This is a genomic window from Streptomyces sp. NPDC058674, from assembly GCF_042716505.1.
Taxonomy (GTDB): Bacteria; Actinomycetota; Actinomycetes; order Streptomycetales; family Streptomycetaceae; genus Streptomyces.
In genome coordinates, this window is the sequence record NZ_JBHXSC010000052.1 from 12,879 (window position 1) to 37,878 (window position 25,000).

A 25,000-nucleotide genomic window follows, 5' to 3' on the forward strand; every position below is an offset into this window, starting at 1 on the left:
GTGTCAGGCGTCGCCGCCCGCCGCACCCGGATCGGCCGCCGCCACGTCCAGCAGCTGGTAGCGGTCGACGGCCTGCTTCAGCACCGAGCGGTCGATCTTCCCGTCCCGGGCGAGCTCGGTCAGCGTCGCCAGGACCACCGACTGGGCGTCGATGTGGAAGAAGCGCCGGGCCGCACCGCGCGTGTCCGCGAAGCCGAAGCCGTCCGCGCCCAGCGAGGTGTACGTGCCGGGCACCCACCGCGAGATCTGGTCCGGCACCGACCGCATCCAGTCCGAGACCGCCACGAAGGGACCCTCCGCACCGGACAGCTTCCGCGTCACGTACGGGACGCGCTGCTCCTCCTCCGGGTGGAGCAGGTTGTGCTCCTCCACCGCGACGGCCTCGCGCCGCAGCTCGTTCCACGAGGTCGCCGACCAGACGTCCGCCCGGACGTTCCAGTCCTCGGCCAGCAGCCGCTGCGCCTCCAGCGCCCACGGCACCGCCACGCCCGAGGCCATGAGCTGCGCCCCGATCGTGCCCGAGGTGCCCTGCGACACCCGGTGGATGCCCTTGAGGATGCCGTCGACGTCGACTCCGTCCGGCTCGGCCGGGTGCTGGATCGGCTCGTTGTAGACGGTGAGGTAGTAGAAGACGTCCTCGGCCTCGGGGCCGTACATCCGCCGCAGACCGTCCTTGACGATGTGCGCGATCTCGTACCCGTAGGCCGGGTCGTACGCCACACAACCCGGGTTGGTCGACGCCAGGAGCTGGGAGTGGCCGTCGGCGTGCTGAAGGCCCTCACCCGTCAGGGTGGTCCGGCCGGCGGTCGCGCCCAGCACGAAACCGCGCGCGAGCTGGTCGGCCATCTGCCAGAACTGGTCACCGGTGCGCTGGAAACCGAACATCGAGTAGAAGACGTAGACCGGGATCAGCGGCTCGCCGTGCGTCGCGTACGCCGAACCCGCGGCGATCAGCGAGGCCGTGCAGCCCGCCTCCGAGATGCCGTCGTGCAGCATCTGCCCGGTCGGCGACTCCTTGTAGGCGAGCAGCAGGTCGCGGTCGACCGCCTCGTACTGCTGGCCCAGCGGGTTGTAGATCTTGGCGCTCGGGAAGAAGGCGTCCATGCCGAAGGTGCGGTACTCGTCGGGCGCGATCAGCACGAACCGCCTGCCGATCTCCTTGTCCCGCATCAGGTCCTTCAGGATGCGGACGAAGGCCATCGTCGTGGCGATCGACTGCTGGCCGGAGCCCTTCTTCGCCGCCGCGTACGCCGCGTCGCCCGGCAGCTGGAGCGGCTTCGCACGCACCACGCGGGTCGGCACGTAGCCCCCGTGGGCGCTGCGCTGGTCGTGCATGTACTGGATCTCGGGGGAGTTGCGGCCCGGGTGGTAGTACGGCGGGGCGCCGCCCTCCAGCTGCGCGTCCGTGATCGGGATGTGCAGGCGGTCGCGGAAGCGCTTGAGGTCGTCGACCGTCAGCTTCTTCATCTGGTGCGTCGCGTTGCGGCCCTCGAAGTTCGGACCCAGCGTCCAGCCCTTGACCGTCTGCGCCAGGATCACCGTCGGCTGGCCCTTGTGCGCCTTGGCCGCCGCGTACGCCGCGTAGACCTTCTTGTGGTCGTGGCCGCCGCGGCCCAGGTGCTGGATCTGGTAGTCGGTCATGTTCTCGACCATCGCGCGCAGCCGCTGGTCGCCGCCGAAGAAGTGCTCGCGGATGTACGCCCCCGACTCGGTGGCGTACGTCTGGAACTGCCCGTCGGGCGTCGAGTTCATCTTGTTGACCAGGATGCCGTCGCGGTCCTGCGCCAGCAGCGGGTCCCAGGAGCGGTCCCAGATCAGCTTGATGACGTTCCAGCCGGCCCCGCGGAACTGCGACTCCAGCTCCTGGATGATCTTGCCGTTGCCGCGCACCGGGCCGTCGAGCCGCTGGAGGTTGCAGTTCACGACGAAGGTCAGGTTGTCCAGGCCCTCGCGGGCCGCGATCGACAGCTGGCCGAGCGACTCCGGCTCGTCCATCTCGCCGTCACCCAGATACGCCCACACGTGGGACTTGGAGGTGTCCGCGATCCCGCGCGCCTCCATGTACCGGTTCATCCGCGCCTGGTAGATCGCACCGAGCGGGCCGAGGCCCATCGAGACGGTCGGGAACTCCCAGAAGTCGGGCATCAGCCGCGGGTGCGGGTAGCTGGACAGGCCGTACGGGGCCTTCGACTTCTCCTGGCGGAACGCGTCGAGCTGCTGCTCCGAGAGCCGGTCCAGCAGGTAGGCGCGGGCGTAGATGCCGGGCGAGGCATGGCCCTGGAAGAAGATCTGGTCGCCGCCGTCGCCCTCGTCCTTGCCCCGGAAGAAGTGGTTGAAGCCCACGTCGTAGAGGGAGGCGGAGGAGGCGAAGGTGGCGATGTGGCCGCCGACGCCGATCCCCGGGCGCTGGGCGCGCGAGACCATCACGGCCGCGTTCCAGCGGGTGGCGTTGAGGACCTTGCGCTCGATCTCCTCGTTGCCGGGGAAGAACGGCTCGTCCTTGGTGGCGATAGTGTTGACGTAGTCCGTGCTGCGCATCTCGGGCACGGCCACGCGCTTCTCACGGGCCCGCTCGATCAGCCGCAGCATCAGGTAGCGGGCGCGCTCACGGCCCCGCTCGTCGACGGCTGCGTCGAGGGAGTCGAGCCACTCCTGCGTCTCCTCCGGATCGAAGTCCGGGACCTGACTCGGCAGGCCGCCAATGATGATCGGGTTGCGATCGGATGCGGAAGCCACGCTGTTCCTTCGCTGTCGGGGGAGTCGTACCGGAGTCGCACCTGGGGGGCGCCGCCTCCCATGGTCTTACGCTCGGCCGAGATCGTCATCTTTACCACCGGGTAACCCCGGATTCGGCAAGGGTTCCGGGGCCCGCGGACGGGCGGCGGTCCGGCCAAACCGCAACCTTACGCCCAAGCCGGGCAACGATTTCGTAAGGCCGTTCGTCCCTCAAACAGGTAGGAAAGTGCTCAAGGAATGCCGAACGAGCTGGAATGGTGTGGGATGAATCACCAGAGGTGCACACGGGAAGGCTGAAAGTTGCGGCGAGACGGCCGCAATCGTCACCGTTTCGACGGTCTCGGCGGCCGGGTACTTGCGCGATCCGCCCCGCCCGTGTGGACTACGCCCAATGCTGCGCGTACGCGCGCCGCCGAAGACAATCATCGATACACGAGCAGGAGGCACCCCGTGAGCGCGACCGCGGACCACGCGGAGAGCCCGGTCACCCGACTTGGCTTCCAGTCCGACCAGGTGGTCCAGGAGATCGGCTACGACGACGACGTCGATCAGGATTTCCGTGAGTCCATCCAGGACCAGATCGGCAGCGACCTCGTCGACGAGGACTACGACGACGAGGTCGATGCCGTGGTCCTCTGGTTCCGGGAAGAGGATGGCGACCTGACCGACGCACTGGTCGATGCCATCGAACTGGTCGACGAGAGTGCCGTCGTCCTGCTTCTGACTCCGAAGACCGGCCGTGCCGGCTTCGTGGAGGCCAGTGACATCAGCGAGGCCGTCGAGACCGCCGGCCTCTCCCAGGCCAAGCCCGTCACTGTCGGCAAGGACTGGACCGCCACCAAGCTGGTGACGCCCAAGGCCGCCGTCAAGAAGCGCTGAGCCGCGCCTCGCAGCCGAAGCGGACACGCACGCCCCGCCGACCCGGGTCACTCCGGACGGCGGGGCGTGCGCGTTCACGGCCCGCCGGGCCGCATGGCCATAAGCTGGGCGGCACCCGAACGGCCCCATGCAGGCAGGCAGGAACGAAGGGATGCGAAAGATGGCGATCGAGGTCGGCGACAAGGCCCCGGACTTCGAGCTCAAGGACAACCACGGTGCCACCGTGCGGCTCTCGGACTTCCGGGGGGAGAAGGCCGTCGTGCTGCTCTTCTACCCGTTCGCCTTCACCGGCGTGTGCACCGGCGAGCTCTGCGAGCTGCGCGACCAGCTGCCGCGCTTCCAGAACGACGACGTGCAGCTGCTCGCGGTCTCCAACGACTCCGTGCCGACGCTGCGGGTCTTCGGCGAGCAGGAGGGCCTGGAGTACCCGCTGCTGTCGGACTTCTGGCCGCACGGGGAGACCTCGCGGGCGTACGGTGTCTTCGACGAGGAGAAGGGCTGCGCGGTCCGCGGCACCTTCATCATCGACAAGGACGGCATCGTGCGGTGGACTGTCGTCAACGGACTGCCCGACGCGCGTGACCTGAACGAGTACGTCAAGGCGCTCGACGCCCTCTGAGCGCCGCCGGGCGGCATCCGAAGGAAAACCGCGTACAGGCGGGAACCCGTCACTAGGATCGAAACGTTGATCCGATGGCAAACGCACGACGGGGCACCGCCCCACACAGAACCCAATGGAGGACCCGTGGGAGTCAGCCTCAGCAAGGGCGGCAACGTCTCGCTGACCAAGGCCGCACCTAACCTGACGGCGGTCATCGTCGGTCTCGGCTGGGATGCCCGCACCACCACCGGTGGCGACTTCGACCTCGACGCCAGCGCGATCCTGACCAATGACCAGGGCAAGGTCGCCAACGACTCGAACTTCGTGTTCTTCAACAACCTGAAGAGCCCCGACGGCTCGGTCGAGCACACCGGTGACAACACCACCGGTGAGGGCGAGGGCGACGACGAGGCGATCAAGGTGAACCTCGCCGGGGTTCCGGCCGACGTCCACAAGATCGTCTTCCCGGTTTCGATCTACGAGGCCGAGAGCCGCCAGCAGAGCTTCGGCCAGGTCCGCAACGCGTACATCCGCGTCGTGAACCAGTCCGACAACTCCGAGCTCGCCCGCTACGACCTCTCCGAGGACGCCTCGACCGAGACCGCCATGGTCTTCGGCGAGCTGTACCGCAACGGCGCCGAGTGGAAGTTCCGCGCGATCGGCCAGGGCTACGCCTCGGGCCTGCGCGGCATCGCCCAGGACTTCGGCGTCAACGTCTAGCCGAGAAGCTGTTCACCCGTCCGGCGCCGTGCACTGTGTGTACGGCGCCGGACGGGCTTTACCCGCTTGCCCGCGCCGCACTGCCGGCGGCCCGCGCCGCGCCCGGCACACCGGCCGCACCCGTCACACCTGTCACACCGTCGTCCGGGGAGGACCACAGCATGGGCGTCACACTCGCCAAGGGGGGCAATGTCTCCCTCTCCAAGGCCGCACCGAACCTGACCCGAATCCTGGTCGGCCTCGGATGGGACGCGCGCTCGACCACCGGGGCGGACTTCGACCTCGACGCCAGCGCGCTGCTGTGCAACAGCGGCCGGGTGCTCGGGGACGAGTACTTCGTCTTCTACAACAACCTGAAGAGCCCCGACGGCTCCGTCGAACACACGGGGGACAACCTCACCGGCGAGGGCGAGGGCGACGACGAGTCGGTCCTCATCGACCTCTCCAAGGTGCCGGCCCAGGTCGACAAGATCGTCTTCCCGGTCTCGATCCACGACGCCGAGGCCCGGCGGCAGAGCTTCGGGCAGGTCGCCAACGCCTTCATCCGCGTGGTGAACCAGGCGGACGGCCAGGAACTGGCGCGCTACGACCTCTCCGAGGACGCCTCCAGCGAGACCGCGATGATCTTCGGCGAGGTCTACCGGTACGGCGGCGAGTGGAAGTTCAGGGCGGTAGGGCAGGGGTACGCGTCGGGCCTGCGGGGCATCGCTCTAGACTTCGGGGTCAACGTTTCGTAAAGCCGTACAACACGATGGGGTGCCAGTGGTTCTCAAAACCTTCGGCTGGTCGTTCGCAGTCACTGCGCTCGGTCTGGTCGCAGCGGTGTTCTACGGGGGGTGGCAGGCGTTCGGGATCGTGGCGATCCTGTCCGTCCTGGAGATCTCGCTGTCTTTCGACAACGCGGTGGTCAACGCCGGGATCCTGAAGAAGATGAGTGCCTTCTGGCAGAAGATCTTCCTCACCATCGGCATCCTCATCGCGGTCTTCGGCATGCGGCTGGTCTTCCCCGTCGTGATCGTCGCGATCAGTGCCAGCATCGGTCCTATCGAAGCCGTCGATCTGGCCATGAACGACAAGGAGATGTACGAGCAGCTCGTCACGGACGCGCACCCGTCCATCGCCGCCTTCGGCGGCATGTTCCTCCTGATGATCTTCCTCGACTTCATCTTCGAGGACCGTGACATCAAGTGGCTCGGCTGGCTGGAGCGTCCCCTCGCCAAGCTCGGCAAGGTCGACATGCTCTCGGCGTGCATCGCGCTGATCGTCCTGGCCGTGACCGCGATGACCTTCGGCGCCAACGCCCACCAGCACGGCGGCGCGCACGTGGACAAGGCGCAGACCGTCCTGATCTCCGGGATCCTCGGCCTGATCACCTACATGGTCGTCGGCGGCCTCTCCGGCTACTTCGAGAACAAGCTGGAGGAAGAGGAGGAGGCGGAGCACGAGGCGGAGGAAGAGGCCAAGAAGGCCGGCAAGCCCGTCTCGGCCGTCGTCATGGCCGGCAAGGCCGCGTTCTTCATGTTCCTCTACCTCGAGGTCCTCGACGCCTCCTTCTCCTTCGACGGGGTCATCGGCGCCTTCGCCATCACCAACGACATCGTGCTCATGGCCCTCGGCCTCGGCATCGGTGCCATGTACGTCCGGTCGCTCACGGTCTACCTGGTCCGCCAGGGCACCCTCGACGACTACGTCTACCTGGAGCACGGCGCGCACTACGCCATCGGCGCGCTCGCCGTCATCCTGCTCGTCACCATCCAGCACGAGATCAACGAGATCATCACCGGTCTCGTCGGCGTCCTCCTGATCGGATGGTCCTTCTGGTCCTCCGTGCGCCGCAACAAGCGCCTGGAGCTGGAGGGATCCGCCGCCGAGGCATGACCGGGGCATTAATGCGGAACGCTCCAAGGCGGGGCGGCCCGCCGGGTCCACGGATCCGGCAGGCCGCCCCGTCTGCCGTATGCAACCGGGGGACCGGGGTTACCAGGGGGTAGGAATGGGCTTCTTCGACGGCATCTTGGGCAGCCGCGCCGTGCAGTTCCAGTCGGGCAGCGCCTCGTCGAACGCGATCGAGCTGACCAAGCGACAACCGACGGTGTCGCTCACCAAACAGGGGGCGGTCCACGGCAATCTGCGCGTCAACCTGTCCTGGCGCATGCGCACCTCGGACATAGGGGGCCGCTCCGGCCAGAGCGGGCAGCTCTTCCGGCACCCCTTCCAACTCTTCAAGCCCGAGATGGTGCAGGCGCACACCCAGGGCATGGTCAACGTCGACCTCGACATGGGCTGCCTGTACGAACTGACCGACGGCACCAGGGGAGCCGTGCAGCCCCTGGGCAACCTCCTCGGCGACCTCAACGACCCGCCGTTCGTGAAGCTCAGCGGCGACGACCGGTTCGGCTCGGCGTCGGGCGAGACCCTGTACGTCAACCTCGACCACGCCGACGAGATCAAGCGGCTGCTGGTCTTCGTGTACATCTACGACCAGACCCCGGCCTTCGACCGGACGCACGCCATGGTGACCCTCTTCCCGGTCACCGGCCCGCGGATCGAGATCCCGCTGGACGAACGGCAGCCGCAGGCCCGCTCCTGCGCCGTCGTCTCCCTGGAGAAGGTCAAAGGCGAGCTCGTCGTGCGCCGCGAGGTGAAGTTCGTCTACGGGTTCCAGGCCGAGCTGGACCGGCTGTACGGCTGGGGGCTCCAGTGGGGGCGGGGCTACAAGAGCACCAAGGCGTGACCGGGCCCGAGGGCTCAGCGCCGGATGAACTGGGGGCCCTGCACCGGCATCCGGAAGGACGGGTCCCCGCCCGGCGAGGGCACCGGCGCCGGGGACACCGGCTGCGGGTACCCGTACGCGGGCGGAACGGCCGGCGGGGCCTGCGTGGGCGGCGCCATGGCGGCCGTCTGCTCGGAGGTGGGACCGGCCGTCGGACTCCCGGCGGCCCCGGCCGAGCCCTCGGCGGCGTTCTCGTCGACCGAGATGCCGTGGTCGGTGGCCAGGCCCACCAGCCCGTCGGAATAGCCCTCGCCCAGCGCGCGGAACTTCCACCCCTCGCCCCGGCGGTACAGCTCCCCGCAGATCAGCGCCGTCTCGGAGCCGGTCTCCGGCCGCACGTCGAAGTAGGCCAGCGGGTCGGAGCCGCCCGCGGCGCCGGCGTCGTACAGCAGGATGCGCAGGTCGTGCACCCGCTGGAAGGGGGCGTCCTCCGCGGAGGCGACCACCAGGATGCGGTCCACCGCGGCGGGCGCCGTCCGCAGGTCCGCCTGGACGGCGTCCGTCACCGCGTCGCCGACCTGCTTCTTGCCCAGGCGCCAGACGGCCCCCGAGGGGTGCCGTGGCTGGTTGTAGAAGACGAAGTCCTCGTCCGAACGCACCCGGCCGTCCGGGCCGACGAGCAGCGCGGACGCGTCCACGTCCGGTACCTCGGGGCCACCGGTCCAGCGCAGCACCGCCCGGACCGCCACGGCGGCCACCGGGATGTTGGAGCCCTTCTGCATCGCGTGCGTCATGCCCGTCATCCTGCCCTCCCGGGGGTGAGCGGGACAATGCGGCCCCGCCGGAGGGCCTTGTTTCGAACGCGAGAGCTGGGCATGGTGCAAGAGGGTTACCTGAACTTCATGTGCTTGCGGAACTCTTGACTCAGGTTCGTACGTACTATTACCGGCCACGCCAGTTGGGCCGCCGAGGCAGTACGGGGGAAGCACATGCGTCACTTCGGGCATATTTCGCCCACCGTCCGCAAGGACCTCTTCCACCAAGAGCCGGCGGAATTCACCGGAGCCTCCCCGGCCCGCGTCCTCGCCGCCGCGCTGGGAGCCACGCTCTACAGCCCCGCCACCCGCCCCCAGCTCGCCGCGGACGTCCGCAAGCAGGCCGGCCGAGGAGTCGTCTCCATGGTCCTCTGCCTGGAGGATTCCATCAGCGACAGCGATGTCGTCGGAGCCGAGGAGAACCTCGTCCGGCAGTTCGCCGCGCTGGACACCGACGACGAGGATGCCGCGGAGCTCCCGCTGCTCTTCGTCCGCGTCCGCACCCCCGGGCAGATTCCCGACCTCGTGCGCCGCCTGGGCCGCTCCGGACGGCGACTGGCCGGATTCGTACTCCCCAAATTCGACGAAACCCGCGGAATCGCCTTCCTGGAGGCCGTCGCCGACGCGGAAGCCACAAGCGGACTGCCGCGGCTGTATGCCATGCCCGTCCTGGAGACTCCCGACCTGCTCCACCTCGAAACCCGGGTCGAAGCCCTCGCCGGCATCTCCCGCACGGTCAACGCCCACCGCGAGCGCGTCCTGGCCCTGCGCCTGGGCGTGACGGACTTCTGCTCCGCCTACGGCCTGCGGCGCACCCCCGACATGACCGCCTACGACGTCCAGATCGTGGCAGGCGTCATCGCGGACGTCGTCAACGTCCTCAGCCGCGCCGACGGCACCGGCTTCACCGTCACCGGTCCCGTATGGGAGTACTTCCGCAGCCAGCAGCGGCTCTTCAAGCCCCAGCTGCGCCGCAGCCCCTTCCTGGAGGAAGGCGTGGAGGAGCTGCGCACCGCGCTGATCGAGCACGACCTCGACGGACTGCTGCGCGAGATCGAGCTGGACCGGGCCAACGGACTGCTGGGCAAGACCTGCATCCACCCCGCCCACGTCACGCCCGTCCACGCGCTGTCGGTGGTCTCCCACGAGGAGTTCAGCGACGCCCAGGACATCCTGCGCCCCGAGCGCGGCGGCGGCGGCGTGATGCGTTCCGCCTACACGAACAAGATGAACGAAGTGAAGCCCCACCGGGCCTGGGCGGAGCGCACCATGCTGCGCGCCGAGGTCTTCGGCGTGGCGAAGGAAGAGGTCGGCTTCGTCGACCTCCTCACGGCGGGGCTCCAGGTGTGAGCCGGCCCGTGACGACGAGGAAGGGCAAGACGATCGACGAGGTGTGGTCGGGAACCTGGGTCGCGCAACGGCTCGGCGTGGGCCTGGAGGAAGCGCCGGACGCCGGTAGGCCGCGGCTGCGCGAACTGCTGGGCCTGGCACTGCGCCGCAACCCCAAGCGGGCGCACCTGCTGGTCTCACACGTGCTCGGCAAGCACGTCCCGCAGTCCCCGGGAGCCGTGTACGCCGCCGGCCACGGCCTCGGCCGCCGGGTCCGCGACCTCCTCGGCGAGGACGCCGCCGACGCCGTGGTCCTCGGCTACGCCGAGACCGCCACCGGGCTGGGCCACTGCGTCGCCGACGGGCTCGGGCCCGCCCCCTACCTGCACTCCACCCGGCGCCCGGTGCCGGGAGTGGAGCCCGCCGGGGGCTTCGAGGAGGCGCATTCGCACGCCACCTCGCACCTGCTGCTGCCCGAGGACCCCGAGCTGCTCGCCGGGAGCGGCCCGCTGGTCCTGGTCGACGACGAGTTCTCCACCGGCAACACCGTCCTGAACACCATCCGCGACCTGCACGGCCGCCACCCCCGGCGGCACTACGTCGTCGTCGCGCTCGTCGACATGCGCTCCCCGGCCGACCGCGACCGCCTCACCGCCTTCGCGGCGGAGCTGGGCGCGCGCGTGGACCTGATCGCCCTGGCCTCCGGCACGGTCACCCTCCCGGAGGGGGTCCTGGCCAAGGGCCGGGCCCTGGTCGAGGAGCACGAGGCGGCGGCCGCTCCCGAGACCACCCCGGCGCAGCCCGAAACCCCCCCGGCCGGCCCGGGGCCCGACGCATCCCCCGCCGGGGCCGGAGCCGCCTACCGGCAGGTCCCGCTGGACTGGCCCGCGGGTGTTCCCGACGGCGGCCGCCACGGATTCACCCCCGCCCACCGCGAGACGCTCGAAGCGGCCCTGCCCGCCCTCGCCCGGCAGCTCGCCGCAGCACTGGGTCCCGAGCCCGGGCGGATCCTCGTACTCGGCAACGAGGAGCTGATGTACGCCCCGCTGCGCCTCGCGAAGGCCCTGGAGGAGTCCGACGCGGCCGCCGAGGTCCGCTTCTCCACCACCACCCGCTCACCCGTCCTCGCCGTGGACGACCCCGGCTACGCCATCCGCACCCGCCTCGTCTTCCCCGCCCACGACGACCCCGCCGACGGACCCGGCGACCGGTACGCCTACAACGTCCGCGCCGCCGCGGCCGGCCCCCGCTTCGACGCGGTCGTCGCCGTCGTCGACTCCACCGGGGACACCCCCGCGCTGCGCACCGGACTCCTGACGGCCCTCGCCCCCCACACCGGCCGGGTCCTGCTCGCCGTCGTGCCCTCCTACACACCCGACCGGCAGGAGCCGACCATGCTGCCCGAGCCCCTGCGCGGCCCCGCGTTCTCCTCCTACGCCCCCGAGGACGTCGGCTGGCTGCTCCAAGACCTCTCCGACGTCGAACTGGAGGCGCCGACCGAGGAACGCGAGGAGGCCATCCAGGCGGGCGGCGCCCACTACGCCGAATCCCTGCCCGTCGAATACCAGCCGTCCCCGCAGTACCAGGAGCTCTACCAGAGCGCCCTCACCGCCTCCGCCGCCCGCATCGCCCGCGCCGTCGGCACCGTCACCGAGACCGTCCTCGCCGAGCGCTCCCCGTCCCCGGTCCTGGTCTCCCTGGCCCGCGCCGGCACCCCCGTCGGCGTGCTGATGCGCCGCTGGGCCCAGACCCGGCACGGCCTGGACCTCCCGCACTACGCCGTCTCCATCGTCCGCGGCCGCGGTATCGACGCCAACGCCCTGCGCTGGCTCGCCGCCCACCACGACCCCGCCGACATCGTCTTCGTCGACGGCTGGACCGGCAAGGGCGCCATCACCCGCGAGCTGCGCGACGCCCTCGCGGAGTTCGAGGGCTTCAACCCCGAAATCGTCGTCCTCGCCGACCCCGGCTCCTGCGTGGAGACCTACGGCACCCGCGAGGACTTCCTGATCCCCTCCGCCTGTCTCAATTCCACCGTCTCGGGTCTCGTCTCCCGTACGGTTCTCAGGTCCGACCTCGTCGGACCCGCCGACTTCCACGGCGCGAAGTTCTACCGCGAGCTCGCCGGAGCCGACGTCTCCGTCGCCTTCGTCGACACCGTCGCCGCCCACTTCGACGAGGTGGCCGAGGCCGTCGACGAAGAGGTCAAGGAACTCCTCGCCGCCGACCGGGCACCCACCTGGATCGGCTGGGCCGCGGTCGAGCGCATCAGCGAGGAGTACGGCATCCACGACGTGAACCTGGTCAAACCGGGTGTCGGCGAGACCACGCGGGTCCTGCTGCGCAGGGTCCCGTGGAAGATCCTCGCCCAGCGCGGCGCCGGACCCGACCTGGACCACGTACGGCTGCTCGCCGAGCAGCGCGGAGTCCCCGTGGAAGAGGTCGACGGGCTGCCCTACACGTGCGTCGGACTCATCCATCCCCGTTTCACGCGCGGCGCCACGGGCGCCGACGGAAAGGCAGTGGCCTCGAAGTGACCCTCCTGATCGCCAGTGACCTCGACCGCACGCTCATCTACTCCGCGGCCGCCCTCGGCCTCACCATGCCCGACCCGGTGGCCCCGCGGCTGCTGTGCGTGGAGGTCCACGAGAGCAAGCCGCTGTCCTACATGACGGAGACGGCGGCGGGCCTGCTGACGGAGCTGACGGCCGACCCCCGGGTGGTCTTCGTCCCGACGACCACCCGGACCCGCAAGCAGTACCAGCGCATCCGCTTCCCCGGCCGCCCCATCCCGTACGCGATCTGCGCCAACGGCGGCCAGCTGCTGGTCGACGGGGTACCGGACCGCGACTGGCGGCGGCAGGTCGCCACGCGCCTCGCGGCCGAGTGCGCCCCGCTGGAGGAGGTCCACGCCCACCTGCTGGCCACCGCCGACCCGGTGTGGCTGCGCAAGACGCGGCTGGCCGAGGACCTGTTCGCGTACCTCGTCGTCGAGCGGGTCCTGGTCCCGGCCGAATGGATCAAGTCGCTGGCGGAGTGGGCCGAGGCCCGCGGCTGGACGGTCTCGCTCCAGGGCCGCAAGATCTACGCCGTGCCGCAGCCGCTGACCAAGAGCGCGGCCATGCGGGAGATCGCCCGCCGCACGGGAGCCACTACCACCCTGGCCGCCGGCGACTCCCTGCTGGACGCCGACCTGCTGCTCGCGGCGGACCGGGGCTGGCGCCCGGGCCACGGCGAACTGGCCGACGCGCAATGGACCGCGCCGTCGGTCACCTCGCTCACCACCGGCGGCGTCCTCGCGGGCGAGGACATCCTCCGCGCGTTCACCCGGGCGGCGGCCGGAGTCGGCACACTGGGCGCATGACCAAGGGCAACAGCACCAAGATCACTGACGAGCTCTACCGGTACGTACTCGCGCACAACCCCCCGCTGGACGCCGTCCAGCGGGGGCTGGTGGCGACCACGTACGAGAAGTTCCCGGACGTCGCGGGCATGCAGTCGGCGGAGGAGCAGGGGCCGCTGCTGGCCTTCCTGGTCCGACTGACCGGCGCCCGCCACATCGTGGAGATCGGCACCTTCACCGGCTTCTCGGCCCTGTCGATGGCCCAGGCACTCCCCGCGGACGGCCTCATCATCGCCTGCGACGTCTCACAGGAGTGGACCCGCTACGGCCAGGAAGCCTGGGAGGCGGCGGGCGTCGCGGACCGCATCGACCTGCGGATCGCCCCCGCGCTCGACACCCTGCGCGCCATGCCCGCGGACGAGCACATCGACATGGCGTACGTGGACGCGGACAAGGAAAGCCAGATCTCCTACTGGGAGGAGCTCGTGCCGCGGCTGCGCCCGGGCGGCCTGATCGTCACGGACAACACCCTCTACCACGGCACGGTCCTGGACGAGTCGGCCACCGGAGCGGCGGCGGGAGTCCGGGCCTACAACGACCACGTCGCGGCCGACCCGCGCATGGAATCCGTCCTCCTCGGAATCTCGGACGGCCTGACCCTGTCCCGCAAGCGCCGGACGCGCTGAGCCGCGCGGGGGCGGCCGCGCCCCGGCCCCGGCGCCGGCGCCTCAGCCGCAGCGGCAGGGACGGCCCGCGCTGAGGCGCCGGCGCCTCAGCCGCAGCCGCCCCCGCCGCAACAGCCTCCGCCCCCGCCGCCGCCCATGGACGGGGCGGGCGCGGGGCCGCGGCTGGACCCGCCGACGGCCACGGCGGACAGCAGCTTGACGGTGTCGGCGTGACCGGCGGGGCAGTCGGCGGGCGCGGACGACTCGGCCATGGGCCGACTGACCTCGAAGGTGTCGTCACAGGTCCGGCAGCGGTACTCGTATCGGGGCATGCGGCCAAGGCTATGCCGCCGCACCGCGTACGGGTATCCCCGATCGGGGGACACACCGCACGGGGCGCGACCGCCGACCACCACGCCGACCCCGCACGCACCCGGCAGCGGTCTCGCCCCGTGCGGCTCGGACTGGGTCGCACCGCGGACCGTCCACCGCATCCGGCATCGGGTGCGTCGGGCTCCGGCTGCCGCGGGGCGCGGGCTTCGGCAGGCGGGTGCCGCAGGCCGTCCGCCGGGCGCTTCGGCAGCCGCTGCCGCGGCCACGGTTCGCCGGGTTCGCCTCAGCCGTGCCCCAGGTCCTCCCGTATCTCGGACACCACGTGGTGCACCGAGGCACGCACTCCCTCCATCTCCTGGAGGAACGCCCAGTAGTCCGGGTGGCGTGCCTCCAGCCCCGCCACCGCCCGCTCCACCCGGGCCACCGACTCGTCCAGCGGCCGCGCGTGCCGCGGATCGGGCACGCTGCGGCCCGCCATCGCCAGCCGCTGCGCGTCCCGGATCGCGAACCGGGTCCGGTCCACCTCGGCCCGCGGATCCCGCGCCACCGCCTCCAGCCGTGTCAGCCGGTCCTGCGCCGCCGACACCGCCTCGTCGGCCGCGTCCAGCGACCCCCGCACCGCGTCGATCAGCGTCCCGACATCGGCCCAGCGCTGCTCGTCGCGCGCCAGACCGGCCTCCGCCAGCCGGTCCTCCGCCTGGGCGACGTCCCGTACCGCCTGGTCCGGCACCTGCTGCAGGTCCTGCCAGCACGCGGCGCTGAACCGCCGACGCAGCTCGCTGAGCACCGGATCCACCCGGTCCGCCCGGTTGCGCAGCGCCTGCGCCCGCGTCCGCAGGCTCACCAGCCGCCGGTCGATCTCCGCAGCCCGCTCCGGCAGCCGCGACGCCTCCGCGCGCACACCCTCCGCGTCCCGCAGGATACGGTCGGCGCGCTGCACCGTCGCCTGCACCCCGTGGAGCGCCGCGCCCTGGTTCAGCATCGTCAGCTCGGGCCCCAGCGCCGCCAGCCGCGCGGCCAGATCGTCCGCCCGCATCCCCTTGCCCCGTACGGCGTCCAGCGCCTCACTCGCCGCCAGCAGTGCCGCCTTGGCCCGCTCCCGCGCCGGCGCCACCCGCGCCAGCTGCGTCTCCGCCTTGTCCAGCAGCGGGCGCAGCCCCTGCTCGAACCGGTCCAGCTCCGCCTTCACCCGCACGAGCTCGTCGCGCGCCCGGGTCAGCTGCTCCCGTGCCTGCGCGGCGACGGAGCCCTCCAGGTCGACCCGGTCCAGGTCGTGGGCGTCGACCGCCTCGATGTACACGTGGCTGACCTCGTCGATCCGCCGGCCGAGCGCGGCGAACCCCTCACCGGCCTGCCGGGCGGCGGGCGAACCGTCCGCCGCCGCGATCGTCTCCAGCGAGATCCGCAGGTCCCGCTGCGCGGTGTCCAGCTCGTAGAAGGCCGCGGCGGCGGCATCCTTGGCCGCTTGCGCATCCGCCCGCCGACTCTCGTCCCGCCCACCGAACCAACGCCGGGATGCCGTCGTCACAATCCCTCTCCCGTACCGCGTCCGCCGTGCCCCGGTCCATTCTCCCCCACCGGAACGGGTTTGCGTGGGGGGTGTGCCCGGCATGTAGGCTGTCCACTCATTCACGGGTGCGTAGCTCAGGGGTAGAGCGCTGCTCTTACAAAGCAGATGTCGGCGGTTCGAAACCGTCCGCGCCCACCAGCAAAAAGACCCCCCGCCGATCATGGCGGGGGGGCCTTTTGCATTCGGATCCGACGCTGCGCGCGGGGGCGCGCTCGGCCCGGCTGGTCATTCGCATACCCGTCCCGCCCACGGGACTTGGCGGCGGTCGGGCGGGGGTCAGGCGTTGGGGCGCTTGCCGTGGTTGGCCTTCCTCTTCTTGCGGGCGCGTCGCTTGTTGCCTCGCTTGGCCATGGCGCACCTCTCCCTCGGATCGGGATCTTCCTGCCTCCCGCCATTTTAGGTAGCGGCTGTCGAGTCCGCATCAGCACCGGGGCGGTCATGCACCCGGCGGTGTCGGCCCGGTGCAGCGCCCACCCGTGCAACCCGGCGCCCGGCGGGACGACTTCACGGCCTCGTTGTGGAGTGCCATGGGCAGAGGTCGAGCCGGGCCCTCGTCGGCTCGGCTCCGGTCGGACCCGTCCTCGAACCGTACGGCGCCGAGCCGGCCCGGTAGCGGGATAGTGGAGGCATGTGCCGTTCCATTAAGACCTTGCGCCCGCCCGCCATCCCCGAGAAGGCCACCGAGGAGGAGATCCGCGCCGCAGCCTTGCAGTACGTACGGAAGGTGTCCGGATTCCGTGCCCCCGCCGCCCACAACCGCGAAGTCTTCGAGACGGCCGTGGACGCCGTCGCCGAAGCGACCCGGGTGCTGCTCGACGGGGTGCAGGTACGGGGGCAGGCCGCCGCCGTGTGAGACCGGTCAGGCCGCGGCGGGTACGCCGTCCTCCTCACCGGGGGCGGCCACCGGGTCGCCCGCCGCCCCGGCGGGTGGTGCGATGGATGCCGGGGCGAGCGTTCGGGTCAGGACGAGGCCGCCCGCCGGCGCACCACCCACACCCCGGCACCGAGCGCGCCCGCGACGAGGGCGCCGCCGACCGCGATCTGTCCCGGGCTCATCGAGCCGATGCTGCCGCCCTCCCCGCCGCGCGCGGCCCCCGGGGTCACGTACAGGTTGGCGGTGACGCGTTGGCCGCCCGCGCCGCCGCACTCGAAGGTGACGCGGTGGGTGCCCGGACTGGCGTTGTTGTAGACGGTGGCGGTGCCGAAGAGGTTGCTGGCCTCCAGGTTGCCGGGGGTCAGCCGCACTTCGCCGAAGGCGCTGGACGTGGCCCTGCCGGCCTTGGTGCCGCAGCCCACGACGTTGAGGCCCACCCGCCCGCCCGGGGCGACGGTGCCGGGGGAGACGCTGGCGGAGGGGGCGGCGTAGGCGAGCGTGGCGGGGCCGGCGGCGGCGACGGCGAGCGTCGCGGCCGCGACGGCCAGCAGACGGCGTGCGGTGGCCGGCCCGATGCGCCTGACGCGCTGGGCCGGTCCGGCGGACTCGGGGGGCGGGGTGGCGTGCGGCTTGGCTGGCATGGAGAGAACTCCTCGGGCTCCTCGAAACGGCGCGGCCAGGGCACGGATGTGACGCGGATTCGGTTGCGCACCGCATGAAGGACGCTAAGAGCCCGGCCCGGGCGCGGCGATCGGGGCCGGGTGAACGGGTGAGCCGCTGCTCCGACCGGGGGAATCCGTACACCCGGACGGGACGGACCGGCCCATGTGCCGGGGCCGCGGGGGAGGCGGGGAGGGCGCGGCCGCCCATCCCGGCGTGCGCGGGGGGACCGACGAGGGGCGCCGCGCCGTGTGGGTGCGGTCCGGTCACACCGGTGGTCCCACCGACGGGCGGGCCGCGCTGTGCCGCCGCGGAGCCGGCGAGCCGAACGCGCGCAGAACTGCCGGTCGAGCCCGCGCGGCGCCGGGGCCGTGACTACCCGGCGGACCGGGAGCCGAGCGCCGGGCGCGCAGCTGGGGGCAGGCGCCCTACGAGGCCGGAGCCGTCGCGGGCGCGGCGGGCGCGGTCGGGCGTCGTACGAGGTACGCGGCCAGCGCGCCCGCCGCGAAGAGCGCGATGAGCGAGACGGCGGTGCCCAGCCACTGGGTGCCGAGCCACTGCGTACCGAAGTACCCCAGCGCCACGCTGTAGCCCGCCCAGGCCATGCCCGCCAAGACCGACCAGGGAAGGAATTCCTTCACCTTGCGGTGGGTCTTGCCCGCGCCCAGGGACACCACGGAGCGCCCGGCGGGAGCGAACCGGGCGATCACCACGAGGGCGCCACCGCCCCGGGCCAGGGCTGTGCCCAGGCGGTCGTGCGCGCGGGTCAGCCGCCGGGAGCGGGCGATGGCCCGGTCGAGCCGGGCCCCGCCGTGGCGCGCCAGCCGGAACGCGGCCATGTCGCCCAGTACCGAGGAGGTCGTGGCGATCACGAGCAGCGCCAGGATGTCCGGGACCTGCGCGGGCACCGCCACCGGACCCGCTGCCCCGGCAGCCGCCGCCGCGGCCGCAGCGGTGATCACCAGGACTCCGCTCGGCAGCACCGGAAGGAAGACGTCGAGCACGATGGAAACCGCCACCACGGCGTAGATCCATGGGCTCGCGGTCAGCGACCCCAGAGTCTCAAACAAAGCGGGACTCCCCAGTCCGGTTGACGTGCAGCGGCATGAAGCGCCGCGACGTCGCGGGGGAGCGGCAGGAGCGGCTTGACAGCCAGACAGCGTACGCCCGGCGTCCACCCCCCGGACGCCCGGGGCCGCCCCCGGACCGCCGCTCCGTCAGCGCCGTGTCCCCGCACCACCCGGCCGCGTCGCCTCCGCGGGCGCCCCGCACCGCGTCCGGAGCCGCGCCCGCCCCAGCGCCCGCCACGCCTACGCCGTCTCCGCCCCGGTCAGCTCCCGGTCCAGCACCGTCACCAGCCGGGCGCCCTTGCGGTGCTTGTGTGCCTGGTCCAGCCGAAGCCGCGCCGTCCGCCCGGCCAACGCCAGAGTCATCAGCTGGTTGCCGAACCACGGCCCATCCGTACGCCGCCAGCTCACCGGCGGACGCCCCGTCCGCGCGTGCCGCGAGAAGCCGCGCCCCAGCCACCTCCCCATACGCGACCAGCCCAGCCTGAACCCGAGCTTCACCGCCGTGTGGATGGAGTTGTGCACGGGCGAGCACGTCAGCTGGAACAACCGCGCCGTGCTGGGTATTCGGGGCTCGGCCACATACGCGTGATGCACGTCCCCCGACAGCACGCACACGGTCGCCGGCGCCCGCGGACCCGTCCCCACCTCCTCGATCAGATCGGTCAGCGCCGCGAACGAGGCCGGAAAGGCCGCCCAGTGCTCCAGATCGCTGCGCCGCCGCAGCCTCTCCCCGAACCGGGCCCACCGGGGCCCGCGATCACCCCGGCACAGCGCTGCGTTCCACGCCTCGGCGTCATGGATCAGCGGTGGCATCAGCCACGGCAGCGAGGAACCGATCAGCAGGTGGTCGTAACCCCCGCGCCCCGCGAGCGCGTTGTCCCGGAGCCACTGCTGCTCCACCGGATCGAGCATCGCCCGCCCGTCCTCGGCCAGTACCCGGGCGGCCCGGGTGTCCACCATGAGGAGCCGGGCGCGCCCGAAGTCCCGCCGGTAGCTCCACCGCACCGTGGCCGGGTCGGCATCCGCGGCGGACGCGAAGGCGCGCAGCGGTTCCGTACCGTCAGGGGTGTCCCGTACCGCGGCGTAGAGGTCATCGGCTTCCAGTTCGGCGGGGGAGAGGTTGCCCAGGTGCTGGTACACCCAGTACGACATCAGTCCGCTGAGGATTCGCTCCCGCCACCACGGGGTCGCCCGCATCTCGACGACCCAGGCCGCGCTCGTGTTCCAGTCGTCGATGACGTCGTGGTCGTCGAATATCTGCAGGCTCGGCACGGTCGACAGCAGCCAGCGGATCTCAGGGTCGAGCCAGGACTCGTAGTACAGCCGGGTGTACTCCTCGTAGTCCGCGACCTGGGCTCCCGGCGCCTCCCGCAGGTCCCTGCGGGCCGCGATCCATCTCCGGGTCTCCCGGGACAGCGCGTCCGCGTACACCTGGTCGCCCAGTAGCAGGAGGACGTCCGGGCGCTCCGCCTCCGGGTCGGCGGCCAGGCGCGCCGCGAGGGTGTCGAGGGCGTCCGCGCCGTGCGGCCCGCGCCGCCCGCCGGCGGGCGGCGCGGCCTGTCGGCAGGAGCCGAACGTGACGCGCAGCCCGGGCCCGGGCGCGGACCGACCGGGGCCCGCCACGGCCGGCGTGCTGATCGTGCTGGGTGGAAAGCCGCTGTCGGGCAGCGGCCACACCTGCACGCCGTCGAGCAGCACCTCGTACGCCGTCGTGGAGCCGGGTGACAGGCCGGTCACCGGGACCAAGGCGTAGTGGTGGCCGGCCACCTGGAACGTGCGCGCGCTGCCGCCCGCCCCGCCGGCGCACCGCACCTCGGCCGTGCACGGGCGGTCGGCCTCGACCCATATCGTGGCCGAACCACCCGTGTCCCAGTCGACGTACCGCAGCAGTGGCCCCAGACGCAGTCCGGCCATACGACTCCCCCTCCTGACGTGCCCCGTGTGATCACGGTACGACGGCGAGGGGGAGTCGCACCTCCCCCTGGCGGGGGATAGATCGGCCTACCGGGCCGGACGGCCGGGCGGGCGGAGTGGACAGAGCGGGCAGGCCGGCGGGGGCGGCGGGGGCGGCGCCGATCAGCCGGTCAGCAGCCGTTCAGGATGTTGACGAGGGCCGTCTTCTCACCGGAGTCCATGCTCAGGGCCCAGTACTGCTTCACGTTCACCCACATCCGCGCGTACGTACAGCGGTAGGCGGTGCGCGGGGGAAGCCACTTGCCGGGGTCGAGGTCTCCCTTGGCCTGGTTGACGTTGTCGGTGACCGCGATGAGCTGCGGGCGGGCGAGGTCGTTGGCGAACTGCTGGCGCTTGGCCGTGGTCCAGGAGGCGGCGCCGGAACGCCAGGCCTCGGCGAGCGCGACCATGTGGTCGATGTCGATGTCGGAGGCGGCGGTCCAGGTGGCCCCGTCGTACTCGGAGTACCAGCTGCCGCTCACGGCGGCGCAGGCGGAGTCCTGGACGACGCTCACCCCGTCCCGCTTGAGGACGGTCTCGCGGGTGTTGCAGCTGCCCGAGACGGTGCTCCAGTGCGGGAAGAGGTCGCGGCTGTAGCCGCTGGTCGAGCCCTCCGCCTTGGGTGTGACCGTGGCCAGGTAGGAGCGGGCGGCCGCGGCGCTGATGGGGGCGGGCGGGGCGGCTTGGGCGGCGGGTGCGGTGACGAGGGACGTGAGGGCGGCGAGGGCGGCGGTCGACGCGAGGACGCCGACGCGACGCGCGTAGACAGCGGGTATGAGTGCCATGAGGGGCTCCCTGGGTGCGGGGGGTGAGGCCGTGCGGACCCGGCGGGCCGCGGCCATGGTGGCGGCGCCAGGTTTCGCGGGGATGGGCGCCGGGTGACAGCCTGGCGACATGAACACGTCACATCAAGGGGTGTAAAGCCCCTGATTCAAGCGGAAGTTGAAATTCCGGTGGTGGCCGGCACGGCGGAAGGGCCGGTCGCCGAGCGCGGCCGCCGACGTTCCGGATCAAGGCGGCCATTCCGGGCACCCGGGCCCATCGCGTATCGTGGGCGGAGCAGAAGGGGAGTAGCTCTTCGCCGGAACGTCGACATACTGCTGGGTCACACCAGCCGGCGCCCGGAGGCACACCGCGCACAGCGGTGGGCCAGCGAGACCTTCGGCCGCAGTGTCCTGTTCCTGCGTGGACGCGTACGCACGTACGCGCTCACGCACGCCGGGACGCCGCCGAGCCGAAGCGACTCCTGACACTCCCCAGGTCTCTCGGTGCCGACGGCGTCCTGCCCGACCGATTGAGGTTCCACCCCGTGTTCAGCTTCAGCGTCACGGCGATCGCCTTCGGCGTCGTCTTCCTCGCCGAACTCCCTGACAAGACGGCCCTCGCCGGCCTGATGCTCGGTACGCGCTACCGCGCCTCCTACGTCTTCGCCGGCGTGGCCGCGGCCTTCGCCGTGCACGTCGCACTCGCCATCGCTGCGGGCAGCGTGCTCACGCTCCTGCCGCACCGCCTCGTCCAGACCGTCGTCGGACTCCTCTTCCTCGCGGGCGCGGCCATGCTGCTCCTGAAGAAGAACGACGAGGACGAGGAGGTCAAACCGCCCGCCGACCAGTCCTTCTGGAAGGTCTCCGGAGCCGGATTCATGCTGATCCTGGTGGCGGAGTTCGGCGACCTGACCCAGATCATGACCGCCAACCTCGCCGCCCGGTACGACGACCCGGTCTCGGTCGGCGTCGGCGCCGTGCTCGCCCTGTGGGCGGTCGCGGGCATCGGCATCCTGGGCGGACGCACCCTGATGAAGTACGTGCCGCTGCGGCTGATCACCAAGATCGCGGCGGGCGTGATGGCGGCGCTGGCCGCCTTCTCGCTGTACGAGGCGATAGCGGGCTGAAGGGGTGGGGCGGGGGTGTGGGGGGCGGGGGCTTCGGCGGGGCGGGAGCGGGCGGGTTTGGGGGTTTCCCGTCAGTCTCATCGTCTCTCCGGGTCGGGCCGGTCCCTCAAGGGCGCTCCTCCTTCGTCGTCGCGTCGCTTCGCGATGGCCTTCGGCCACCCTTGACCGACCGTCCCGCCCCGGACATACGAAGACTGTCGGGAACCCCCCAAAGGAACGGGCCGGGGGGAGCAGTCCGCATCGGCCTTGGCCAGGGATGGGCGGGTGGGTGGGCTTCGGGGCGCGTCAGATCGCTACGCGCTTCACTCGGCATAGCGGCTGCGGTCCGTCTGGGGCTGGACATAGGCCCCCCACGGATCGTGGTGGGGGCGCTGTGACGGCGTCTGCGGACCGTGCGGGATGTAAACGATCAGATGGTGGAGCGTCAGGTTGGATTCATCAACCTCACACTCCAACACAGCCCATTCCCACCCCAAATGGACGCCTGTGGCGGGGTAATGGCCCGCTGACGGGGTCTTGGGTGGACGGCGGTCGGACGCCAGACCGAGGGAAGTGCGTAGCGATCTGTTGCGTGAGGCCCGGCCGGACTGCCGTCCGGGTCATCTCACCGCTGTTTGGCGCAGGTACCCGGCTGCCCGGTCCGGAAAGGCGTGCCCTGGACCCCGTCTGGAGGGCGTGCCCGCTACATGAGCCCCAGACGGACCGCAGCCGCCAAGCAAAGAGAAGCGCGTAGCGATCTGACGCGCCCCGAAGCCGGCCCGCCCTTCCCTGGCCGCCGGGAAGGGGATATGTCCCCCGGCCCGTTCCTTTGGGGGGTTCCCGACAGTCTTCGTATGTCCGGGGCGGGACGGTCGGTCAAGGGTGGCCGAAGGCCATCGCGAAGCGACGCGACGACGAAGGAGGAGCGCCCTTGAGGGACCGGCCCGACCCGGAGAGACGATGAGACTGACGGGAAACCCCCAAACCCGCCCGCTCCCGCCCCGCCGAAGCCCCCGCCCCCCACACCCCCGCCGGCCGAATCTTGCCGCTAAGCCCCCGCTGTTCCCAGCGTCACCAGGATCGAGCCGTCCGCGGTCGACGTGACGCGGAGGTCCGTCAGGTCCGGGACGTGGGCCGTCGGGGCGTGGGCGGCCGCGCGCGGGCCCACGCCTATCACGCGCATGCCCGCGGCGCGCCCCGCGGCGATGCCTGCGGCGGAGTCCTCGAAGACGATGCAGTCGGCCGGGTCCACGCCCAGGGCGGCGGCGCCCTTGAGGAAGCCCTCGGGGTGGGGCTTGCTGGACTCGACGGATTCGGCCGTCACCCGCACCTCGGGCATCGGCAGGGCGGCGGCGGTCATCCGGGCCGTGGCCAGGGCCGCGTCGGCCGAGGTGACCAGGGCGTGCGCCAGTCCGTCGAGCGAGGCCATGAACTCCGGCGCGCCCGGGACCGGGACCACGCCGTCGGTGTCGGCGGTCTCGCGGGCGAGCATCACGGCGTTCTCCGCGCGGTTGACCTCCATGGGGCGGTCCGGCAGCAGGACGGCCATGGTGGCGTAGCCCTGGCGTCCGTGGACGACTTTGAGCGCCTCCTGCGGGTCCAGCCCGTGCGAGACCGCCCAGTTGCGCCAGCAGCGCTCGACCACCGCGTCGGAATTGACGATGGTGCCGTCCATGTCCAGGAGCAGTGCCTTGGCGCTCAGGACGACGGGTGCGGTGGTGGTGCTGGCCGGCATGGGCTGGGCTCCAGACGGGGCGGGAAAGAGAACAAGTGGTTCCGTCCACCGGTCAGGGAGTGAGGACGGAACCACTTTGTTCCCACAGAATACAAAACTCGGGGCCCTCCGCGCCACCGCAGGCCGTGTGACCCCCGTCCCCTCTTGCGCCCGGTTCCTCCCCCGGTGCTCGGCTCTCCTCCGCGCCCGGCTCTCCCACCTGATCCCGCCTATCCCTCCAGCGCCCGACGCGTCACCGGGCCGTAGACGCCCCACTCCTCGTCGTCGATGCCGCGGTCGAACTGGAATTTCGACACCGCCTGCTCGACCCGCCAGTCGAACTGGCCGTTGAACCTCCCGCGGTACAAGCCCTGGCCCGCGAGCAGGTGCTGCAGCTTCTCCACCTCCGCGCCCGAGTCGCCGTACCGCAGGGTCGCGGCCTGCGCGGGCGGCGGCGGTTTGGGGCTGGGGGAGCGGCTCGTGCTCGGTGACGGGCTCGGGGAGGAGGCGGTCGGCGACGCCGACCGGGAGGGACTCGGCGAGGCGGACGGGGAAGCCGAGCGGGACGCGCTCGGCGACGGGGAGCGCGAAACCGAGGGCGACGGGCTCCGCGAGGCTGCGGACGGGCTCGGGGAAGGTTCGGTGGGGGCCATGGCCGCCACGGGAGTAGAGGGCTTGGCATCGAGCCGGGTGCCCCCGTCGCCGGAGGAGTCCGGCATCGTCCACAGCGCCATCGCCGTCCCGCCGAGGGCGATGACCGCAGCTGCGCCGAGCAGGAGCGGCATGAGCCGCCGGGCGACAGCGCCGGACTGCTTCTCGGGCCCCCCGCCCCCGCCCCCGCCCCCGCCCGTCCATTCGTCTGGTGTGCCGAGTGCCTGTCCGTCCCGGGGCGGCGCGGGCTCCGGGGGGACCGTCGGGAGGCCGACGGTGTCGGCCGGGCCCGCTGGCCACGGCTGGTGCACCGGCGGTACGGGTATGCCGTACGCCGGGGTGTCGTCGCCCGGCGGCGGTGCCACCGGACGGGACACCGGCGGCGCCGAGGCCTCGGCGCCGGGCGCGCCGGGGTCCGACAGCGTCACGTACGGGCGGATGCGCAGGGGGTCGAAACCCGCACCCGGCGCACACCCGCAGCCGGCGCCGGCAGCGCCGCAATTC

23 protein-coding genes and 1 tRNA gene are annotated in these 25,000 nt (G+C 71.8%); 13 read left to right on the forward strand and 11 right to left on the reverse strand.

The annotated features are described in order from the left end of the window. Positions 1–3: 3 nt before the first annotated feature. On the reverse strand, positions 4–2,736 hold the full coding sequence (gene aceE / locus ACFWU6_RS24050) for a pyruvate dehydrogenase (acetyl-transferring), homodimeric type (protein WP_383982979.1): 2,733 nt from the start codon (positions 2,734–2,736) through the stop codon (positions 4–6). A 450-nt stretch (positions 2,737–3,186) separates the two neighbouring features. Between aceE and ACFWU6_RS24055 the strand changes: the two genes are divergently transcribed. The 6 genes from ACFWU6_RS24055 (at position 3,187) to ACFWU6_RS24080 (ending at position 7,670) form a co-directional block, all read left to right on the forward strand. Then, a complete protein-coding gene (locus ACFWU6_RS24055; RefSeq protein WP_383804762.1) occupies positions 3,187–3,615 on the forward strand; it encodes a DUF3052 domain-containing protein in 429 nt (142 codons plus the stop codon). 160 nt (positions 3,616–3,775) lie between these two features. Continuing rightward, complete coding sequence (locus ACFWU6_RS24060) at positions 3,776–4,234, forward strand: peroxiredoxin (RefSeq protein WP_383804793.1); 459 nt, start codon at positions 3,776–3,778, stop codon at positions 4,232–4,234. A 126-nt stretch (positions 4,235–4,360) separates the two neighbouring features. Continuing rightward, the gene (locus ACFWU6_RS24065) at positions 4,361–4,936 is read left to right on the forward strand and encodes a TerD family protein (protein WP_383804760.1); all 576 of its coding nucleotides are present in this window, start codon (positions 4,361–4,363) and stop codon (positions 4,934–4,936) included. A 161-nt stretch (positions 4,937–5,097) separates the two neighbouring features. Further along, positions 5,098–5,673, forward strand: a complete 576-nt coding sequence (locus ACFWU6_RS24070; RefSeq protein ID WP_383804758.1) for a TerD family protein — start codon at positions 5,098–5,100, stop codon at positions 5,671–5,673. Positions 5,674–5,698: 25 nt separating this feature from the next. Continuing rightward, a complete protein-coding gene (locus tag ACFWU6_RS24075) occupies positions 5,699–6,814 on the forward strand; it encodes a DUF475 domain-containing protein (protein ID WP_383804756.1) in 1,116 nt (371 codons plus the stop codon). A 115-nt stretch (positions 6,815–6,929) separates the two neighbouring features. Next, positions 6,930–7,670 carry a Tellurium resistance gene (locus ACFWU6_RS24080; RefSeq protein WP_383804754.1) on the forward strand — a complete coding sequence of 247 codons (741 nt, stop codon included), beginning with the start codon at positions 6,930–6,932 and terminating at the stop codon, positions 7,668–7,670. A 14-nt stretch (positions 7,671–7,684) separates the two neighbouring features. Here the strand turns inward: ACFWU6_RS24080 and ACFWU6_RS24085 are convergent, their stop codons facing one another. Further along, positions 7,685–8,443, reverse strand: a complete 759-nt coding sequence (locus tag ACFWU6_RS24085) for a TerD family protein (protein WP_383804752.1) — start codon at positions 8,441–8,443, stop codon at positions 7,685–7,687. A gap of 195 nt (positions 8,444–8,638) precedes the next feature. Between ACFWU6_RS24085 and ACFWU6_RS24090 the strand changes: the two genes are divergently transcribed. From ACFWU6_RS24090 to ACFWU6_RS24105, 4 genes are read left to right on the forward strand one after another with little or no spacing between them, the layout of a single operon-like run. After that, on the forward strand, positions 8,639–9,814 hold the full coding sequence (locus ACFWU6_RS24090) for an HpcH/HpaI aldolase/citrate lyase family protein (protein ID WP_383804750.1): 1,176 nt from the start codon (positions 8,639–8,641) through the stop codon (positions 9,812–9,814). A gap of 8 nt (positions 9,815–9,822) precedes the next feature. Continuing rightward, the gene (locus ACFWU6_RS24095) at positions 9,823–12,330 is read left to right on the forward strand and encodes a phosphoribosyltransferase (RefSeq protein WP_383982981.1); all 2,508 of its coding nucleotides are present in this window, start codon (positions 9,823–9,825) and stop codon (positions 12,328–12,330) included. Beyond that, positions 12,327–13,157 carry an HAD family hydrolase gene (locus ACFWU6_RS24100; protein ID WP_383982983.1) on the forward strand — a complete coding sequence of 277 codons (831 nt, stop codon included), beginning with the start codon at positions 12,327–12,329 and terminating at the stop codon, positions 13,155–13,157. The genes ACFWU6_RS24095 and ACFWU6_RS24100 overlap by 4 nt, the downstream gene beginning before the upstream one ends. Then, a complete protein-coding gene (locus ACFWU6_RS24105) occupies positions 13,154–13,822 on the forward strand; it encodes an O-methyltransferase (protein WP_383982985.1) in 669 nt (222 codons plus the stop codon). Before ACFWU6_RS24100 ends, ACFWU6_RS24105 begins: the two co-directional genes overlap by 4 nt. 86 nt (positions 13,823–13,908) lie before the next feature. On the opposite strand, the gene ACFWU6_RS24110 is transcribed toward ACFWU6_RS24105, so the two are convergent. Both ACFWU6_RS24110 and ACFWU6_RS24115 read right to left on the reverse strand, forming a co-directional pair. Continuing rightward, on the reverse strand, positions 13,909–14,133 hold the full coding sequence (locus tag ACFWU6_RS24110; protein ID WP_383982987.1) for a zinc ribbon domain-containing protein: 225 nt from the start codon (positions 14,131–14,133) through the stop codon (positions 13,909–13,911). Positions 14,134–14,417: 284 nt separating this feature from the next. Then, a complete protein-coding gene (locus ACFWU6_RS24115) occupies positions 14,418–15,746 on the reverse strand; it encodes a hypothetical protein (RefSeq protein WP_383804737.1) in 1,329 nt (442 codons plus the stop codon). 21 nt (positions 15,747–15,767) lie between these two features. On the opposite strand from ACFWU6_RS24115, the gene ACFWU6_RS24120 reads away from it, so the two are divergent. Next, positions 15,768–15,842 (forward strand) — tRNA-Val (locus tag ACFWU6_RS24120). Between the two features lie 138 nt (positions 15,843–15,980). Here ACFWU6_RS24120 and ACFWU6_RS24125 read toward each other — a convergent pair. After that, positions 15,981–16,055: a 50S ribosomal protein bL37 gene (locus ACFWU6_RS24125; RefSeq protein ID WP_383804791.1), complete on the reverse strand. Its 75-nt coding sequence runs from the start codon at positions 16,053–16,055 to the stop codon at positions 15,981–15,983. 277 nt (positions 16,056–16,332) lie between these two features. Here ACFWU6_RS24125 and ACFWU6_RS24130 point away from each other — a divergent pair, with 277 nt between their 5' ends. After that, positions 16,333–16,557 (forward strand): DUF2277 domain-containing protein, encoded by a 225-nt coding sequence (locus ACFWU6_RS24130; RefSeq protein WP_383804735.1) that lies wholly within the window; start codon positions 16,333–16,335, stop codon positions 16,555–16,557. 107 nt (positions 16,558–16,664) lie between these two features. Here ACFWU6_RS24130 and ACFWU6_RS24135 read toward each other — a convergent pair whose 3' ends face one another. The 4 genes from ACFWU6_RS24135 to ACFWU6_RS24150 form a co-directional block, all read right to left on the reverse strand. Next, positions 16,665–17,219 (reverse strand): hypothetical protein, encoded by a 555-nt coding sequence (locus tag ACFWU6_RS24135; protein WP_383804734.1) that lies wholly within the window; start codon positions 17,217–17,219, stop codon positions 16,665–16,667. A 447-nt stretch (positions 17,220–17,666) separates the two neighbouring features. After that, the gene (locus ACFWU6_RS24140; protein WP_383804732.1) at positions 17,667–18,308 is read right to left on the reverse strand and encodes a DedA family protein; all 642 of its coding nucleotides are present in this window, start codon (positions 18,306–18,308) and stop codon (positions 17,667–17,669) included. Between the two features lie 240 nt (positions 18,309–18,548). Beyond that, positions 18,549–20,222: an alkaline phosphatase D family protein gene (locus ACFWU6_RS24145; RefSeq protein WP_383982989.1), complete on the reverse strand. Its 1,674-nt coding sequence runs from the start codon at positions 20,220–20,222 to the stop codon at positions 18,549–18,551. A 170-nt stretch (positions 20,223–20,392) separates the two neighbouring features. Beyond that, complete coding sequence (locus ACFWU6_RS24150; protein ID WP_383983012.1) at positions 20,393–21,037, reverse strand: HNH endonuclease family protein; 645 nt, start codon at positions 21,035–21,037, stop codon at positions 20,393–20,395. Between the two features lie 533 nt (positions 21,038–21,570). Between ACFWU6_RS24150 and ACFWU6_RS24155 the strand changes: the two genes are divergently transcribed. After that, positions 21,571–22,152 carry a TMEM165/GDT1 family protein gene (locus ACFWU6_RS24155; protein ID WP_383804728.1) on the forward strand — a complete coding sequence of 194 codons (582 nt, stop codon included), beginning with the start codon at positions 21,571–21,573 and terminating at the stop codon, positions 22,150–22,152. Positions 22,153–23,179: 1,027 nt separating this feature from the next. On the opposite strand, the gene ACFWU6_RS24160 is transcribed toward ACFWU6_RS24155, so the two are convergent. Both ACFWU6_RS24160 and ACFWU6_RS24165 read right to left on the reverse strand, forming a co-directional pair. Beyond that, positions 23,180–23,866, reverse strand: coding sequence for an HAD-IA family hydrolase (locus tag ACFWU6_RS24160; protein ID WP_383982991.1), 687 nt, complete (start codon positions 23,864–23,866; stop codon positions 23,180–23,182). 209 nt (positions 23,867–24,075) lie between these two features. Beyond that, positions 24,076–24,924 carry a peptidoglycan-binding protein gene (locus tag ACFWU6_RS24165; protein ID WP_383982993.1) on the reverse strand — a complete coding sequence of 283 codons (849 nt, stop codon included), beginning with the start codon at positions 24,922–24,924 and terminating at the stop codon, positions 24,076–24,078. Between the last annotated feature and the right edge of the window lie 76 nt (positions 24,925–25,000).

Coding starts and splice junctions, on each gene's coding strand:
- ACFWU6_RS24090 (WP_383804750.1), top strand. CDS start 8,639: ATGCGTCACTTCGGGCATATTTCGCCCACCGTCCGCAAGGACCTCTTC.
- ACFWU6_RS24145 (WP_383982989.1), bottom strand. CDS start 20,222: ATGGCCGGACTGCGTCTGGGGCCACTGCTGCGGTACGTCGACTGGGAC.
- ACFWU6_RS24070 (WP_383804758.1), top strand. CDS start 5,098: ATGGGCGTCACACTCGCCAAGGGGGGCAATGTCTCCCTCTCCAAGGCC.
- ACFWU6_RS24135 (WP_383804734.1), bottom strand. CDS start 17,219: ATGCCAGCCAAGCCGCACGCCACCCCGCCCCCCGAGTCCGCCGGACCG.
- ACFWU6_RS24060 (WP_383804793.1), top strand. CDS start 3,776: ATGGCGATCGAGGTCGGCGACAAGGCCCCGGACTTCGAGCTCAAGGAC.
- ACFWU6_RS24110 (WP_383982987.1), bottom strand. CDS start 14,133: ATGCCCCGATACGAGTACCGCTGCCGGACCTGTGACGACACCTTCGAG.
- ACFWU6_RS24085 (WP_383804752.1), bottom strand. CDS start 8,443: ATGACGCACGCGATGCAGAAGGGCTCCAACATCCCGGTGGCCGCCGTG.
- ACFWU6_RS24080 (WP_383804754.1), top strand. CDS start 6,930: ATGGGCTTCTTCGACGGCATCTTGGGCAGCCGCGCCGTGCAGTTCCAG.
- ACFWU6_RS24115 (WP_383804737.1), bottom strand. CDS start 15,746: ATGCCGGGCACACCCCCCACGCAAACCCGTTCCGGTGGGGGAGAATGG.
- ACFWU6_RS24130 (WP_383804735.1), top strand. CDS start 16,333: ATGTGCCGTTCCATTAAGACCTTGCGCCCGCCCGCCATCCCCGAGAAG.
- ACFWU6_RS24105 (WP_383982985.1), top strand. CDS start 13,154: ATGACCAAGGGCAACAGCACCAAGATCACTGACGAGCTCTACCGGTAC.
- ACFWU6_RS24160 (WP_383982991.1), bottom strand. CDS start 23,866: ATGCCGGCCAGCACCACCACCGCACCCGTCGTCCTGAGCGCCAAGGCA.